This is a genomic window from Rickettsia bellii RML369-C (assembly GCF_000012385.1).
Classification (GTDB): domain Bacteria; phylum Pseudomonadota; class Alphaproteobacteria; order Rickettsiales; family Rickettsiaceae; genus Rickettsia; species Rickettsia bellii.
Map to the genome: position 1 here is coordinate 1,215,613 of NC_007940.1, position 16,947 is coordinate 1,232,559.

Sequence of the window (16,947 nt, forward strand, 5' to 3'; positions counted from 1 at the left end):
CTTATGACGATATCTATATACCGCAAATACTTCAAAAGTTGGTAAGTCAAATAAGCGGTGTGAGTCTGCGGAACGTAGATAAGTGAGCAAAGACGAATCCCGAAATTTGGCTTATACGAAGATTAACTTCAAAAAGAGCGAGGAGTTCATAAGACGAGGAGCGGCAGCAGTTACTTAATACGTGGCTACCTGCGTACTTATAGAACTGTCACCAATTTTTGAAGTTCTATCTTAGTATTTACCAAATCTTGAAGTATTAAAGGTATACTTAATTAGTAATGCTGACTATTTAGATAATTGTACAAATAGCTTTATTGCGTGGATTGTTTCCTCCTGTCATCCTATGGCTTTGTTGCGTAGATCAATTTTTCCTGTTTCATCCTGCGACTTGATCGCAGGATCCAGCTTAAAATACTAAAATTATTAGTATTAAAAGTTGTTTTTCTAGATGCCTTAGGTACAAGCAACTAGATGATTACCTTAGAGCGTTTTTTGATCCACGAAACAATCCCTGCACAAGAATAATAATATAATCCTAATAAATGAAAAGTAGATGACGAAGTTTTGTTTTTATTATATTAATATCATAATAGTAGCAAAATAAAGCATGTAATTAAACTTTTTTATACAAATTTATATTTAAAAATTGACTTTTGATAGAAAAACTATAAAATTTTTCCCTAAAATGGATGCATTATTGTATGATTTCGGTTTTTCCTTTATCATTAAAGGATTTAGTCGGCTTTATTGGAAAGGTAGATTTCTCATTTCTAACTAGGTTCTATTATGTGGATTAGTAGAACAACTGCGTCATACCATGACGACATTGTGGCATGGACACCCAATTTTCATGAGCTTGACAAACGAAATGAGCGTGACAATCCAGTCAACTATAATATGTTATCTATTTATGGTATCTTGTGCCATAAGCTGCATCCTAATATAGAGGGCATTGCCCGTGTGGATCGAAAAGCACCCTAAGGTAGTCATCTAATTTCTTGTACCTAAGGCATCCAGAAAAATAATAAAAATACTAGTATTTTTCAGCTGGACCAGTTCCCAAGCCACAGGGTGAGAAAATGATCCATGCGGACAATCCATAAAAGAGACCACTACAACAAGTGAGCTAATGACATCAAGCGTTTTTTATAAATTGCCCCGTTCTTTTTAGCCGCTCGCAACAACACTACTCTAAAATAGGTAAAGGTATTTAGTGAAACATACTATTATTAAGATAGTTTCTTGTATTATAGCATTTTTGATTTTTCTTATTTTTAATATTTCAGTTTATTATTGTTTAATATATTATCAAAAAAAAGAATATAAGGGATTACTCAAAGCTTATGCGAGTAGTATATCAAGCTTACTTACACAAGATCTAGAAAATGCTCTTAATAGCTCCATACCAAATAAAGAATTCTTCTTATTTAAAGGTTTTGAAGTTATTCCTAAATCTAAAACTACTGTGAATTTAATCACAGTAAGTGCCAATTCTATAAGAGTAAGAAATAAAAAAGAAGAATACATATTTAATTTACACAACTTAAAAGAAATCATAAATAAAATATTTCCTCCTTTTATAATTTATAAATTAAGCTTAAATAATCATGATATATTTTCCGAAAGAATAAATATAGATCAATATTTAACTGAAAGTAAACTTGTAGAAGCAAATGGTATTTTAAATTTAAAATTGGGTATTAAGAAAGACTCGCAATTTTATTTAGATGGAGCATATTTATTACGAAGAAATATGTTAATTTATAGTATCAGCTCATTTTTAACTCTTTCAATATTAGTATCTATATATTTTAAAATATATAATACCATACAGCAGAATTTTAGAATTTTACATCAAGAAATATATGAAGAAACTGAAATAAATACAGCATTGATAAATAATAATAAAGCCGATTATGACTTAAGAAAGCTCTTTATAAAAAAATTAACAGAAATATATTTAAAACAAGAATTAGGAGATACATACAATCCAAATGATTTTCCATTTAAGAATCAACTTTTTCCTATAAACTTAACTGATTTATCCCTTACTAAAATTAATATTGAAAATTTAATCAAGCTATTACAAGGATATTTCGCTCCTTATTTTGCTAAAATTGGTATTAGAACTACTAACAATATAAAAGAGAGTGAAATTAACTGCTCTCTTGAAGTTTTTTATCAATTAATATTTAGCTTGGTATTTAATTTGGTAAAATTTATAGATAGGCAAAGCAATATTCCTCAAATAATTAAGATAGATTTTAACCAAGATAAAATTACTATTACTAACGATTGTTTTTCATTAGATGAAAAGAAAATGATTAAATTATCTGATATTATAATAGAAGAATATACAGATCTTTTTATTTTAAATTGCTATAAGATATTTAAATCGTTAAATGAACATAAATTTAAATATAATATCTTCTCGCATGATGGCTCACACTTAATAGAAATAGTGTATCCTCCATTAAATAACTCTAATTTAAATACAGGGAAGATATTAGATTTCACTAAATATTTAAACAATAAAAACTAAATATCATATTGAATATTTTTCTTGGACACGCTGATGTAATATCCATTCAATAATTTTATTATCAATAGATTCATCAGGTGTAGGGCGGTAGTAATTAAATACTTCATTTAAGGTTTGAGAAAATTCTGTTTCAGAAACTACTAGATTTAATTTTTTTATTGTTTTTATTATCTCAGGCAAGATTTTTTGAAATAAGATATAATCATCTTGACCAAGGTAACCATTAACTTTAATATTAGGATTATATAAATCCTTAATTGAAACACCTAAAGTATCAGCTATTGTTTGTAGAATCTCTGCGGAAGGTTTCCTGGATATACCTTTAATAATGTTATAAACACTATTTTTCTTTAGCTCTGCCTTTCTCTCAAGTTCTGTAATTTGAATATTACGTTCCTTTATGAATTTATATAAATTCTTTTGCAATACTGTATCTGACATGAGTTTCAAATTATAGTTGTATTTTTATAACAAATTAAAACTTTCTTTGTAAAAATTAAAACTAAAGAAATATTATAGTTGATATTTTATTTTAAAAGTGGTTATTATAATTACATGTATGTAATTGAGAAACATTATTGCTAAACTATAATCAATTTAGATAAGTTTTAAACTAGCTATAAATTTAATAAGTAAAAGCTAGTAACAATTTACCATATAAGTCCATATAAATTGACTATAAAACTAACAATACTATCCAGTTGAATACAAATGTAATATAAAAACATTAAATTCATTATTTTAACTAAAATAATGTTGTTAGAACATATCATATGTCTTTGAAAAAAGGCAAGAAGATAATCATACCTAAATATACTCTAGGTATAAATATATTGCATTTTGTTACGAGAATATAGAAAAACAGAATATCTATACATCAAAATTCATCTCAACTTAATTACTTACTATTTTTTTATGCCTTAGTAATTTAAGCTCTTACTTTAAAGGCACCAAATATAGACAATAAGGAGAATATTTTTGTGAATTTTATAAGAAAAAATTTTCTTGGGGTTGGAAAAAATATAGACATAAATTTAAAAAATATTTTTAGACAAGTAAATGAAACAACCGAAATATTTAATACATTTCTTATAGATAAAAATTTTACTGATGAGTGGGATGATGAAGATGATTTTGATGATGGTGTATGGATAGAAGTTCCATTAATAGAATCAAAAGAAATCTAAATCAATATATACTTTTGAAGTATCTGCGTTATATTATCATGTCACTAGTTAATTTAATTTTTAAAGTAAATTTTTGAAAATTCCTTATGCGTTAATGATAATTTATAATATAATTTAGTTAAACTATATTATTTAATTATGTCAAACGATAATTCTCAAGCTACCCCTCCTCTTTCTAAGCAACAATTATTTGCTTTTTTTGGTATGGTTGTCGGTATGTTTATGTCAGTGCTTGATATCCAAATTGTTGCGAGTTCACTATCCGTAATAGCAGCAGGACTTGCGGCTTCAAGTGATTAACTTTCGTGGGTTCAAACATCTTATTTAATAGCTGAGGTTATCATAATTCCGATTACGGGATTTTTAGCAAGATTACTTTCCACTAGGATTTCTTACTTTATTGCAGCTCTTGGCTTTACGATTATGAGCGTATTATGCTCACTTGCAACGAACATTGAGTCAATGATCATCTTTAGAGCATTACAAGGATTTTTTGGTGGTGCTATGATACCAACAGTTTTTAGCACTGTTTTTATAATTTTTCCACCATCACAACGCCCTAAAATTACTATATTAATTGGGCTTGTTGTAACTGTTGCACCAACTTTAGGTCCAACGCTTGGGGGATATATTACAGAAATTTTATCATGGCATTTTATGTTTTTGCTAAATGTTATACCTGGTATTTTTGTATGTAGCGTAGTTTTTTTATATGGGCATTTTGATAAACCAAATTACAACTTGCTGAAAAATTTTGATTTCCTTGGTATAGCAATTATGGCTTTGACTCTTGGTTTACTACAATATGTTTTAGAAGAAGGTAATAAAAAAGGCTGGCTTGAGGATAATGTAATATTATTTTTAAGTATTGCGGTAGCTTTAGGATTTATTTTACTAATAATCAGAGAACTAACTTTTATAAACCCGATTTTAGATTTAAAAACATTTCTCCATAAAGATTTTACGTTTGGCTGTCTCTATTCTTTTGTTATGGGTATAGGATTATATGGAGCAGTATATATATTACCATTATTCTTATTTACCATAGCAGGTTATGATACTCTGCAAATCGGTGCTACTATGATGGTAACGGGAATAGCACAATTTTTATCAGCACCACTAGCTGGAAGAATGCTAGGAGCAGGCGTAGATTTACGGCTAATGCTGATTATAGGGCTTGGAGGCTTTGCACTTGGATGTCATTTAAATAGCTTTCTAACACCTGATTCTAAATTTGCCGAATTTGTACTACCACAATTCGTTAGAGGACTTTCTTTAATGTTTTGCTTTATACCAACTAATAATATTGCTCTTGGCAATATGCCAAGGGAAAAAGTAGGCAATGCGAGCGGTCTTTATAACCTCACTCGTAACCTTGGAGGAGCGGTAGGACTAGCAGTAATTAGTACTATACTAACTAATGATACTAAAATTTTTATGCAATATCTATCAGAAAACATCCCCTCCACTTCTATAATGGCAATGGAGCAATTAGATTCATACACCGCATTATTAAGCGGAAAAGTATTTAATCCCGAAAAAGCCTCATATTTATTATTGGCTAATAAAATAAATACGGATGCATTTGTAATTGCAATAAATAATATATTTAATATGATAGCGTTATTATTTATACTTATAATGCTGCTAATCCCTTTTACTTCAAATATCAAGCTATCAGGAAACACCAATGCCCACTAAAATTTCAATTATATTATATTTTCCTTGGTTATTTTGGGAAATATGCAAGTCAGCTTTTTCAGTTATTAAAATAATTTGGCAAAGAAATATAGTTGTAGAACCAGTTTTTGAATGGGTTGATGCAGAAGGATTAAAAGATATCGGTGAAATAATATATGGTAACTCAATTACTTTAACTCCTGGTACAGTAACATTAGACATAAATAACAATATGTTATTAGTGCATGCACTCAATAAATCATCGATTGATGATTTACACAATGGTAAAATGATTAAAAAAATTAAAAGAATTTTGAGGATATGACATCAAATTTAAAATATAAACGGGTTTTGTTGAAAGTTTCAGGTGAAGCTTTAATGGGTGATAAGCAATTCGGTCACGACTATGACACAATAAAAAAGATTGCTGGGGATATTAAAGAACTTATTGATTCAGGTGTAGAAGTTGCCATCGTAGTTGGCGGCGGAAATATTTATCGCGGGATTAATGCAGCATTAGTCGGTATGGATCGAGCATCAGCCGATTATATAGGTATGCTCGCAACTGTTATTAATGCTTTAACACTGCAAAATGTTATGGAAAGCCTAAACATCTACACAAGAGTTCTATCGGCTATTCCAATGATGAGCGTATGCGAGCCATATATTCGTCGCAGAGCTAAAAGACACATGGAAAAAGGTCGAGTAGTAATTTTTGCTGGTGGCACTGGTAATCCGTTTTGTACAACCGATAGTGCAGCAGTACTACGTGCAATAGAAATGAATTGCGATGTTTTGCTAAAAGCAACGCAAGTTGATGGTGTATATGATTCTGATCCGAAAAAAAATCCGAATGCTAAAAAATATTTCACTATTAACTATAAAGATGTTATAACTAACAACCTGCAAGTTATGGACTTGGCAACTATAGCAATTGCAAGAGAAAATAAGCTGCCTATAAGGGTATTTTCAATAAAAGAACAAGGTAATATTGCTAAAGTAGTTCAAGATCAAGGAGAATATACTACAATCGAAGAGTAGTATATTGCTCGTAAGAATTAACTGGAAAACGTCATTGCGAGGAGCGAAGCGATGCGGCAATCTTATCAAGCATCCTGAGATTGCCTCTGCCCTCTGCTATGCATATCCTCGCAATGACGATAATACCACAACTTATACAATAACATATGGATGAAAAATTATGGATAAAGTAACTCTTAAGAAAAATTTACAAGAAAAGATGGATAAAGCTTTAAAGGTTCTAGATCATGAGCTTAAAGGACTTCGTACTGGTAGAGCTTCAGTTAATTTACTCGATAGCGTAACTGTAGAAGCTTATGGTGATAGAATGCCACTCTCACAAGTTGCGTCTCTAACAACTCCAGATGCACGAACAATTAATGTGCAGGTCTGGGACAAATCGATGGTGTCGTCAGTAGAAAAAGCAATTACAGTAGCAAATCTTGGTTTAACTCCATCCTCAGATGGGCAATTAATCAGGCTACCTATACCAGCTTTAACGGAAGAAAGACGTAAAGAGCTTGCAAAACTTGCTCATAAATATGGCGAAGATACTAAAATTTCATTACGTAATATTAGAAGAGACGGAAATGAAGAACTCAAAAAAATGGAAAAGGATAATATTATAGCAAAAGATGAACATCATAGTTTAGCAGAACAGGTACAAAAACTAACTGATGAATATAGTAGCAAAGTTGATTCGGCGATAAAGCAGAAAGAGCAAGAAATAATGACTGTGTAATAGTATACTCGATGAACTTCAAAAATTGGCTACGTCGTTCTATAAGTACTTCGGTACTCACGTATTAAGTATACGCTCCGTTCCTCGTCTTATAACTCCTTGCTCTTTTTGAAGTTGATCTTCGTCTACTCATGCTTTACATTACAATTGTATGGAAATAATGTAATTATTTAAGACAATTAGAGACTAAAATATAAAAACAAAATAAATTATGATTACAAAAGAAGAAGTAAAAAAAATAGCAAAGCTTGCAAGGCTTAAATTTGAGGAAGATAAGGTAGAGGAATTCTCTAGCAGGCTTAGCTCTATAATGGATATGATCGATATTCTAAATGAAATAGATTGCACCGATGTTAAGCCTTTAACTTCTGTTTGTGACATGCAAGCAAGAATGCGACCTGATGAAGTTACAAGCAAAGACCATTCAAATGAATTATTTGATAATGTTCAGGGTGCTAGCCAGCAGCTTGCTAAAGAAGTGAAATATTTTATTACTCCAAAGGTTGTTGAATAATATGACGGAATTAAATAAGTTAAGTGTAGCAGATAGCCTAAAAGGCTTAAAAAATAAGGAATTTACCAGTAAAGAATTAGTTAATGCACATATTAAGCAAATAGAAAAACATAAAAACCTAAATGCTTATGTTACTGAGACTTTTGATCTAGCTTTAAAACAAGCAGAAGAGGCTGATCAAAGTTATGCCAAAAATCACTCAAGAACTCTTGAGGGTATACCTTTCGCTGCTAAAGATCTTTTTTGTACAAAAGGCATTAGAACAACTGCTTGTTCTAATATATTAAGAGAGTTTATTCCTAATTACGAGTCAGGTGTTACGCAGAATATTTTTAATAAAGGCGGCGTAATGCTTGGCAAAACCAATATGGACGAGTTCGCTATGGGATCGGCAAATATTACTAGCTGTTTCGGTAATGTAATTAGCCCATGGAAAGCTTTAGATGATGGTGCTGATCTAGTGCCTGGCGGTTCCTCAGGCGGATCAGCTGCGGCAGTAAGCGGCTTTATGGCTACCGCTGCCCTTGGTAGTGATACAGGCGGTTCGGTGCGTCAGCCGGCAAGCTTTACCGGTTTAGTTGGGTTCAAGCCTACATATGGACGCTGCTCAAGATATGGTATGGTATCGTTTGCAAGCTCTCTTGATCAAGCTGGTATATTTACTAGAAGCGTTTTAGACAGCAGTATTATGCTCGAAGCAATGATAGGTTTTGATGAAAGAGATTCTACTTCTATTAAAATGGAAGTACCGCAATTACAACCTGCTATCGGAAGTTCTATAAAAGGCATGAAAATAGGCGTACCTCTAAGTCTTGGAGAGGGCGGGATTATCGAGCCTGATATTATGAAGATGTGGCACTCTACTATAGAGCTGCTTAAAGATGCCGGTGCTGAAATAATCGATATTTCTCTGCCGCATACTAAATATGGCGTTGCTGTTTATTATGTTATAGCACCTGCTGAAGCCTCTTCAAACTTATCTAGATATGACGGCGTAAGATACGGGCTTAGAGTAGAGAAAGAAAATATGAGCCTAGATGAGATGTATGAAATAACAAGATCTTCCGGTTTTGGTGATGAAGTAAAACGCCGTATTATGATCGGGACATATGTACTTTCTTCTAGCTTTATGGATGCATATTATTTAAAAGCACAAAAAGTGCGTAGGCTTGTTGCTGATGATTTTAATAATGCTTTTGCAAAAGTAGATGCTATTTTATTACCATCTGCTCCAACAGAAGCATTTAGAATCGGTGAAAAACAAAATGATCCAACTATTACGTATTTAAACGATTTATTTACCATTCCTGCAAGTTTAGCAGGGCTGCCTTGTGTTTCAGTGCCGGCAGGCTTGTCAAATAGAGGGCTACCGCTTGGTATGCAAGTTATAGGTAAGCAATTAGACGAATATAATGTTTTAAGAGTAGCATCTGCTATAGAGGCAGGTGTTAAACATATTAAATTTGAGCCGGTAGGGTTTTAGTTATGGCATATATTGAAAGTAATAGCGGAAAATGGGAATATGTGATTGGGCTTGAAATACACGCTCAAATTTCCTCAAAATCTAAACTTTTTTCAGGCAGCGGTACAACATTTGCAGCAAGCCCAAATTCACAAGTATCCTATGTTGATGCGGCAATGCCTGGTATGTTACCAGTGCTTAATGAGTATTGTGTTCATCAAGCGATTAAAACAGGTCTTGGACTTAAGGCAAAGGTAAATAAATATTCGGTATTTGACCGTAAGAATTATTTTTATGCCGATCTGCCCCAAGGTTACCAAATCTCTCAGTTTTATTATCCGATAGTGCAGGATGGTACTATGGAAATACCAACAAGTACTGGTGAGCTGAAAACTATCCGTATTAATCGCCTGCATTTAGAGCAGGATGCTGGTAAGTCTATGCATGATCAATCACCACATTATAGTTTTATCGATTTAAACCGTGCAGGTATTGGACTTATGGAAATCGTAACCGAGCCTGATATATCCTCTCCGGATGAGGCAGCAGAATTTGTTAAGAAGCTCAGAAGCTTACTTCGTTATGTTGGTAGCTGTGATGGGGATATGGAAAAAGGTTCTATGCGTTGTGATGCTAACGTATCAGTAAGACGCAAGGGGGAGCCGCTTGGGACGAGATGCGAGATTAAGAATATTAACTCGATTCGTAATATTGTCCGAGCTATAGAGTTTGAAGCTAAAAGGCAAGTAGATTTGATTGAAAATGGTGAATCTGTAATTCAAGAAACACGTTTATTTAATGCTGATAGCGGTGAGACAAGAACTATGCGTTCGAAAGAAGAAGCAGCTGATTATCGCTATTTCCCTGATCCTGATTTATTGCCGGTTATTCTTTCTGATGAATTAATAAATGAATTAAAAGCAAGCTTGCCTGAGCTACCGGATCAGAAAATAGATAAATATATAACCAAATTCGGTTTAAGCAAATATGATGCTGAAGTAATCGTAGCTGATGAGTCGGCTGCTAAATATTTTGAAGAAGCAGCAAATGAATGTGATCCTAAATTACTAGCTAATTGGTTAATTAATGAATTATTTGGGCAGCTTAATAAAGCCTCAGCCGAAATAAGCGAGTGTAAAATTACGCCTAACGATTTTGCAAAATTAATCAAATTGATAGAAGATAATACCATATCCGGTAAAATTGCTAAGACTGTTTTCGAAATTATGTTTGAAACCGGTAAAGCAGCTGATAAAATTGTAGAAGAACAAGGCTTAGTACAAGTTTCAGACTCTAATGTGCTAAATACTGTAATTGATGAAGTAATCAGAGAAAACCCTGATTCGGTTGAAGGATATAAAGGCGGTAAGGATAAATTATTCGGCTTTTTTGTTGGTCAAGTGATGAAAAAAACCGGTGGTAAGGCAAACCCTGGGCTTGTGAATCAGCTTTTAAAGGAGAAGCTTGGTTCATAGTTATCCTTTGTCATCCTAGCTAACTTGATCGCGGGATCTCAGTATACAGTCTGGAACACAAGATCCCGCGATCAAGTTGCGGGATGACATACAATAAAAACTATTCAAATTTAAAATATTACTTTTTATGAAGTTTCTTAAAGTACTTTTATTATCTTTATTATTAATTTCTTGTGAAAAAAAAGAGCAAGAAGCAACTTTAATCGTTGGAACTTCAGCAGACAATCCACCCTATGAATTTATTCAAAATGGTGAAATTGTTGGGATTGATATAGATATTATCAACGCAATAGGCGAGCGTTTAAATAAAAGAGTCATCATAAAAAACTTTGACTTTAATGGCTTACTTGCAGCTTTGGTAAGCGAAAATATCGATATTGCAGTTGCAGAACTTTCAGTAACACCAGAACGTGCGGAATATATTAGTTTTTCCGATAATTATGCTACAGCAAAATTTGCTGTATTATACAGGTTAGAGGACAATGTACAAAGTATTGGTGATTTAGATAACAAAATAATCGGTGTGCAATTAGGTAGTGTATTAGAAAAAAAAGCTGAAGAGCTTTCTAAAACAATGAATATTAAAGTTCATTCCTTAGCAAATAGTTTAATGTTAGTTGAAGAATTAAAAGCTAAAGTCGTAGATGTTATTATTTCTGAAGAGTTTCAAAATAAAAAGTTACAAGAAGCAAATCCGAATTTAGCAAGCTATACTTTAGAGGAATTTTCTTCAGAATTTGCTTTAGGCTTGTCTAAAAATTCAGGATTAATTAAAGAAATTAATGAAGCAATAGATTCATTGAAAAAAGATGGTACTATCAATAAAATTATGAAGAAATGGCTGGGACAGTAACAGAAAATCAATTTAAAGATGCTATGAGCTGTTTTCCTGCAGGAGTGACAATCATAACTACTAATTTAAATAATAAGTTTTTTGGCTTTACTGCTAGTTCTTTTACTTCTGTATCTTTAAAACCTCCATTAATATTATTTTGTCTCAATAAAAATTCTTTTAGCATAAAAGGTTTTGAAAACAGTAGTAAATTTGCCATTAGTATTTTAGCAGAAAACCAAATTGATATCTCAGAACATTTTGCTAGGTCGCATACTGATAAATTTACAAGTATTTCTTATGAGCTTGGTTCTGCTACTTCTTGCCCCTTAATAAATGGAGCTATTTGTCATATAGAATGCCTAAAACATGCCACCTATGATGGTGGTGATCATGTTATATTTATTGGTAAAGTAATAAATACTGCTATTAAAAACGACTCAAAACCTTTAATATATCATCATAAATCTTACATAAAATTAATATGATTATAAATATAGGTCTTAGCGGTGCTACCGGTAAAATGGGTAGAACTATTTTAGAGAGAATAGATAACTTTAAAAATTGTAAAATTTCAGCAAAATTTAATAGCACCCGTGATTTACATGAGCTAAATGATTTATGTAAAAATTCTGACGTAGTTATTGATTTCTCTACTCCTGAAATATTAGAAAAATTAGTTGATAGTGCTTTAAAATATGATACCAAATTAGTAATTGGAACTACCGGTTTTACTTCCTCACAGTTTAAACTTTTAGAAAAAGCAGCAAAAACCTTACCTATTTTATATTCTGCCAATATGAGTATAGGTGCTAATTTACTCGGTTATTTAGCAAAAGAAGCAACAAAAATATTGGATGATTACGATATTGAGATTTTAGAAGCTCATCATCGGGCTAAAAAAGATGCTCCTTCAGGCACTGCTATTATGCTTGCTGAAATGGTTACCGCTGAAAAAGAACTAGATATAACATTTAACCGAGGTAATAAAACAAGAAGAACTAATGAAATTGGTATTTCTTCGCTTCGTGGCGGTAATGTACACGGCACTCATGAAATATTTTTCTTAGGCGATGACGAAACTATCACTTTGAAGCATGAAGCTCTTAACAAGAATTCTTTTGCCGATGGGGCAATAAGGGCGGCAATCTGGCTACAAGATAAACAAACTGGTTTATATTCTATGCTCGATTTTTATAAAAATTTAATTAATTATCACTTGAAAAAGCCCATTTAAAGGACTATATTTATACTATATAAACATAATCTTAAGGTTTCTTATGATCGATTATACAAAAACTTTGACAGCTTCATCATCTAAAAACAAAACTTTTGATGAAGGTCTAAGAAAATATATGCTTAAAGTATATAATTATATGGCTTTAGCATTATTACTAACCGGCATAGCTGCGGTAACAACTATATCAGTTGAGCCTTTATATAATTTAATGTTTCAAACAGGTTTTGGAACGCTTATAATGTTTGCTCCTCTTGGTATCGCTTTATATTTCTTTATGGGATTTGGGCGTATGAACCTGCAAACAGCACAGATATTATTTTGGGTTTATGCTGCTTTAACAGGTATGTCTCTTGCATATTTAGCTCTTGTCTATACTGGTGAATCAATAGCTCGTACTTTCTTTATTTGTGCTTCTGTTTTTGGAGCAATGAGTCTATATGGTTATAGCACAAATAGAGATTTAACATCTATGGGTTCATTTTGTGCAATGGGTCTTATAGGTCTTATAATTGCTTCATTAGTTAATATGTTCCTAAAAAGTTCAGGTCTTTCTTTTGCTACTTCTCTCATAGGAATAGTTGTATTTATGGGTTTAATTGCTTGGGATACTCAAAAAATTAAATCTATGTATTACATGGCAGGAAATGATGAAACAGGACAAAAGCTTTCTATTATGGCAGCTTTTACATTATATCTAGACTTCATAAATCTTTTCTTATATCTAATGAGATTTTTAGGCAACAGAAGAGACTAATATATACTCATTTTATTTGACATTGTCTTTTGCTGATAATCTTCCCTCATGGCGGCATTACTTGCGTGGATACCAAATCGTCATTGCGAGCGACTGTAAGGAGCGTGGCAATCTCATAAAGCAATATTTGACTCATGAGATTGCTTCGTCAATTACTTCGTAATTTCCTCGCAATGACGGAAAAATTGACCCATGCGTGTAATGCCGTCACATAATGATGATTATAGCCAATTCTTCAAAGCAGAAGAGTATACCACGGATAAATGAATAGTTGATATACGAAGCTCAACTTGAAAAAGAGCAAGGAGTCTATAAGGCGAGGAACGGAGCGTATACTTAATACGTGAGTACCGTAGAACTTATCAAGACGACGTAGCCAATTTTTTAAGTTCATCGAGTATATAATTAAAAATCTGTTACTTTTCCTTTATGCTGCCAATCACCATATCTTGTTGGCTCTAGACCTTTAGCCCCACCGATTTCCTTTGGCATTTCTTTTTCCTTTGGCAAATTTTCTTCTTCTAATATATTATCTTTTTTATTATCCATGATATCAATTTATGAAATTTAATCGTATCTATATTAATAACCATTTAGCTGAAAATATCAAGTTAGAATTAGGAAGTGATCACACTCATTATATTAAAACTGTATTACGTCTTAAGGTAAATGATCAATTTCGAATTTTTAATGGCACGGATGGAGAGTTCCTTGCACAGATTACTAAATTAGATAGGAATAACCTTATTATTACAATTCAAGAATGCTTGAGAAAACCTCGTGCTGAATCTTCATTAACGCTTGCTATGTCTATAATAAAACAAGATAAGTTAATGCTTGCAATAAATATGGCTACGCAGCTTGGTGTAACTAAAATTGTTACTCTAATTACTGAAAGATGTCAATTTAGATCAGTAAATATTGAGCGTTTGACAAAATGCGTTATTGAAGCAACTGAACAATCTGAGCGATTAAATCCTCCGGTAATAGAGCCTGCTATTTCTATACAAAATTATCTAAAAAAGAATAATAATTTTGTGTTATATGCAAACGAGCATGAGAAAGAAGAGAATTCTATATTAAAACTTAACAAAGATATTACTAATATTTCGATTGTGATTGGACCAGAAGGCGGATTTACCAATGACGAGATTGCTTTGCTTGCCTCATATAAGAATGCATATTCTATAAGTTTAGGAAAGAATATTTTAAGAGCTGAAACAGCCGCTATAGCAGCCCTTGCTCAAGTAAATCTAGTTAGATAACATAAAAGCATTTGGGGTCATTCCTTTGCGGTGGGAAGCCAGAAAAAATAATAAAAATACTATGCATTTTACTGGATTGCACGCGTACAAAATTTTCAATTTTTCCTCATAATGACAAATCTATTCTAATAACAACCCAAGCCTATTTCCCACAGTAACATCAATATATTTTGCAGCAGCTGGAAGCCCTTTGATTTCCATTTCTATATACGTATCTTGCTTTGGAGGGATTTTTGCTTTGAGCTTTGTAACAGATATATATTCATCTAGAGCTCTATTATTACCATCCATCGCCCTAACTTTAATTAAAGGATTAGATATTAAATAATCAGAGTTATTAGATATTTTATAAAACATTTTTATAGTACCAGCATTATGCGAACTTCCTAATTTAATTTCCTCTATTTTTAGCTGATCATACTTGCTCAAGGATTTAAAGCTATCTAGCAGTAATATAGCTAAACAAAAAATTATGAAGCTAGTCCACAATAATGGAAAGACATTATATTTTTGTTTAGGTGGAATATATGGCAAAATCACTGGTACGTTTGCAGAAAATTGATTACCATATCCATTTTTAATAGGTGTTTTAACAGCTTCAACTTTATTTTCGTCAAAATCACTTAATTTACTTGTTTTATAATCTAGTTTTTGATACCAAATATGGCTACATTTAGAGCATTTAACTCGTCGTCCATTAATACCTATTTGATTATTTGAGACAATAAATTTTGTTTGACAATTAGGACAACTAATATACATAGTAAATTTTTTTATATTTGACTTCATGATAAAGTTATTTATGCTTTTTAGCAATATAACAGTTAAAAATTATGTTCACATACATCAAAGAAATTGAAGAAGCTTGGCAAATAAAGGACAAGCTATTACAAGATTCCGTAAAACTTTCAGCATTTAAAAAAACATTACAAGATGTTATAGAAAACCTAAATAAAGGCACCATTCGTGTTTGTGAAAAACAAAATAGCAGCTGGCAAGTTAATGACTGGGTAAAAAAAGCAATTCTTTTATATTTTATGACGACTGAATCACAGCTTTATAATAATAATTATAATAGTTGGTATGACAAAGTTGCCCCTAAATTTCCTTTTGATGCTGAGCTTAACAAGTTTAAAGAAGCCGGCATACGCAAAGTCCCAGGATCGTTTGTTAGAACCGGCACATATATTGCTAAAAATGTTGTCATTATGCCGTCTTTTATCAATATCGGTGCTTATATAGATGAGGGTACAATGATTGATACATGGGCTACTATTGGTTCATGTGCTCAAATCGGTAAAAATTGCCATATTTCAGGTGGTACAGGAATTGGTGGGGTGTTAGAACCGCTGCAAGCAAAGCCCGTTATTATCGAAGATAATTGCTTTATCGGTGCAAGATCAGAAATCGCTGAAGGGGTTATAGTAGAAGAAGGAGCGGTAGTTAGTATGGGTGTCTTTATTGGAGCTTCTACAAAAATAGTTTACAGAGATAGCGGTGAGATTATCTATGGCATAGTACCTGCCTGCTCTGTAGTAGTGCCAGGGGTATTACCTAATAAAGAAGCAGATAAACCAGGACTTTATTGTGCTGTAATCGTAAAACAAGTTGATAAAAATACGAGAGCTAAAGTTAGTATTAATGAATTGTTAAGGAGTTGATATCTAAAAATATTAGAAAAATAAATAATTATAAATCGTTATTATTATTAAATAAAAATTATTTTTTATTTACATATAAAAATTTCACTTAAGTGTTGTTTTTTAACCTTGACTTGAAAAATATTAAGGCGTAACCTTATAGTTGCAATAAAATAATTAAGGAGGATAAAATGACAACTTTAATAGGAATCCAAAATAATTTTGTAGATGGAATAAAAGAACTGGTTGAACTTGATTACGATGCTATAGAAGCATATGAAGCCGCCATTAATAGAATTACCGATGAGAATTATAAAACACAATTACAAAGGTTTAAGGAAGATCACGAAAGACATGTAAAAGAACTAAATGAACTTTTATCAAAACATAAAGAAGACGAGATAACGGGTCCTAGCAGTAAACAATGGCTAACAAAAGGCAAAGTAGACTTGCTACACAGATTGGCGATAGAGCTATATTACATGCTATGCTTTCAAATGAAGAAGATACTAACACTGCTTATGAAAGGCTAAATAATCATGCTGATAAATGGCATGATGCAGAAAAAATTTTAGAACAAGGTTTTAAGGACGA

General features: G+C 32.1%; 17 protein-coding genes and 2 pseudogenes. 16 read left to right on the plus strand and 3 right to left on the minus strand.

The features are described 5' to 3' along the window. The first annotated feature begins 1,213 nt into the window (after positions 1–1,213). Complete coding sequence (locus tag RBE_RS05865; RefSeq protein ID WP_011477785.1) at positions 1,214–2,542, plus strand: hypothetical protein; 1,329 nt, start codon at positions 1,214–1,216, stop codon at positions 2,540–2,542. 3 nt (positions 2,543–2,545) lie between these two features. Here the strand turns inward: RBE_RS05865 and RBE_RS05870 are convergent, their stop codons facing one another. Continuing rightward, complete coding sequence (locus tag RBE_RS05870) at positions 2,546–2,983, minus strand: helix-turn-helix domain-containing protein (RefSeq protein ID WP_011477786.1); 438 nt, start codon at positions 2,981–2,983, stop codon at positions 2,546–2,548. A 539-nt stretch (positions 2,984–3,522) separates the two neighbouring features. Between RBE_RS05870 and RBE_RS05875 the strand changes: the two genes are divergently transcribed. The 12 genes and pseudogenes from RBE_RS05875 (at position 3,523) to RBE_RS05935 (ending at position 13,448) form a co-directional block, all read left to right on the plus strand. Then, entirely contained in the window at positions 3,523–3,729 is a 207-nt protein-coding gene (locus tag RBE_RS05875) for a hypothetical protein (RefSeq protein ID WP_012151641.1), read from the plus strand. 138 nt (positions 3,730–3,867) lie between these two features. Further along, positions 3,868–5,430 (plus strand): annotated as a pseudogene (locus RBE_RS05885) (DHA2 family efflux MFS transporter permease subunit). Beyond that, positions 5,420–5,734 (plus strand): monovalent cation/H+ antiporter subunit E, encoded by a 315-nt coding sequence (locus RBE_RS05890; RefSeq protein ID WP_011477789.1) that lies wholly within the window; start codon positions 5,420–5,422, stop codon positions 5,732–5,734. Before RBE_RS05885 ends, RBE_RS05890 begins: the two are co-directional and overlap by 11 nt. Beyond that, on the plus strand, positions 5,731–6,450 hold the full coding sequence (gene pyrH, locus RBE_RS05895) for a UMP kinase (RefSeq protein WP_011477790.1): 720 nt from the start codon (positions 5,731–5,733) through the stop codon (positions 6,448–6,450). Before RBE_RS05890 ends, pyrH begins: the two co-directional genes overlap by 4 nt. Before the next feature lie 160 nt (positions 6,451–6,610). After that, positions 6,611–7,171, plus strand: a complete 561-nt coding sequence (gene frr, locus RBE_RS05900; protein ID WP_011477791.1) for a ribosome recycling factor — start codon at positions 6,611–6,613, stop codon at positions 7,169–7,171. Positions 7,172–7,382: 211 nt separating this feature from the next. Then, complete coding sequence (gene gatC / locus RBE_RS05905) at positions 7,383–7,685, plus strand: Asp-tRNA(Asn)/Glu-tRNA(Gln) amidotransferase subunit GatC (protein WP_011477792.1); 303 nt, start codon at positions 7,383–7,385, stop codon at positions 7,683–7,685. A 1-nt stretch (position 7,686) separates the two neighbouring features. Then, entirely contained in the window at positions 7,687–9,168 is a 1,482-nt protein-coding gene (gene gatA, locus RBE_RS05910) for an Asp-tRNA(Asn)/Glu-tRNA(Gln) amidotransferase subunit GatA (RefSeq protein WP_011477793.1), read from the plus strand. A 2-nt stretch (positions 9,169–9,170) separates the two neighbouring features. Further along, positions 9,171–10,622: an Asp-tRNA(Asn)/Glu-tRNA(Gln) amidotransferase subunit GatB gene (gene gatB / locus RBE_RS05915; RefSeq protein WP_011477794.1), complete on the plus strand. Its 1,452-nt coding sequence runs from the start codon at positions 9,171–9,173 to the stop codon at positions 10,620–10,622. A 127-nt stretch (positions 10,623–10,749) separates the two neighbouring features. Beyond that, positions 10,750–11,475, plus strand: coding sequence for an ABC transporter substrate-binding protein (locus tag RBE_RS05920; RefSeq protein WP_011477795.1), 726 nt, complete (start codon positions 10,750–10,752; stop codon positions 11,473–11,475). Then, a complete protein-coding gene (locus RBE_RS05925) occupies positions 11,460–11,942 on the plus strand; it encodes a flavin reductase family protein (protein ID WP_011477796.1) in 483 nt (160 codons plus the stop codon). The genes RBE_RS05920 and RBE_RS05925 overlap by 16 nt, the downstream gene beginning before the upstream one ends. After that, the gene (dapB, locus tag RBE_RS05930) at positions 11,942–12,691 is read left to right on the plus strand and encodes a 4-hydroxy-tetrahydrodipicolinate reductase (protein WP_041804909.1); all 750 of its coding nucleotides are present in this window, start codon (positions 11,942–11,944) and stop codon (positions 12,689–12,691) included. Before RBE_RS05925 ends, dapB begins: the two co-directional genes overlap by 1 nt. Positions 12,692–12,734: 43 nt before the next feature. Beyond that, entirely contained in the window at positions 12,735–13,448 is a 714-nt protein-coding gene (locus RBE_RS05935) for a Bax inhibitor-1/YccA family protein (protein ID WP_011477798.1), read from the plus strand. A gap of 405 nt (positions 13,449–13,853) precedes the next feature. On the opposite strand, the pseudogene RBE_RS08060 reads toward RBE_RS05935, so the two are convergent. Continuing rightward, a pseudogene (locus tag RBE_RS08060) lies at positions 13,854–13,979 on the minus strand (DUF1674 domain-containing protein); the annotation flags it as partial. A gap of 29 nt (positions 13,980–14,008) precedes the next feature. On the opposite strand from RBE_RS08060, the gene RBE_RS05940 reads away from it, so the two are divergent. Next, positions 14,009–14,713 (plus strand): 16S rRNA (uracil(1498)-N(3))-methyltransferase, encoded by a 705-nt coding sequence (locus tag RBE_RS05940; protein ID WP_011477800.1) that lies wholly within the window; start codon positions 14,009–14,011, stop codon positions 14,711–14,713. 120 nt (positions 14,714–14,833) lie between these two features. Here RBE_RS05940 and RBE_RS05945 read toward each other — a convergent pair whose 3' ends face one another. Further along, positions 14,834–15,475: an MJ0042-type zinc finger domain-containing protein gene (locus tag RBE_RS05945; protein WP_011477801.1), complete on the minus strand. Its 642-nt coding sequence runs from the start codon at positions 15,473–15,475 to the stop codon at positions 14,834–14,836. A gap of 71 nt (positions 15,476–15,546) precedes the next feature. Here RBE_RS05945 and dapD point away from each other — a divergent pair, with 71 nt between their 5' ends. Both dapD and RBE_RS05955 read left to right on the plus strand, forming a co-directional pair. Next, the gene (gene dapD / locus RBE_RS05950; protein ID WP_011477802.1) at positions 15,547–16,374 is read left to right on the plus strand and encodes a 2,3,4,5-tetrahydropyridine-2,6-dicarboxylate N-succinyltransferase; all 828 of its coding nucleotides are present in this window, start codon (positions 15,547–15,549) and stop codon (positions 16,372–16,374) included. A gap of 170 nt (positions 16,375–16,544) precedes the next feature. After that, entirely contained in the window at positions 16,545–16,886 is a 342-nt protein-coding gene (locus RBE_RS05955) for a DUF2383 domain-containing protein (protein ID WP_011477803.1), read from the plus strand. The last annotated feature ends 61 nt before the right edge of the window (positions 16,887–16,947 follow it).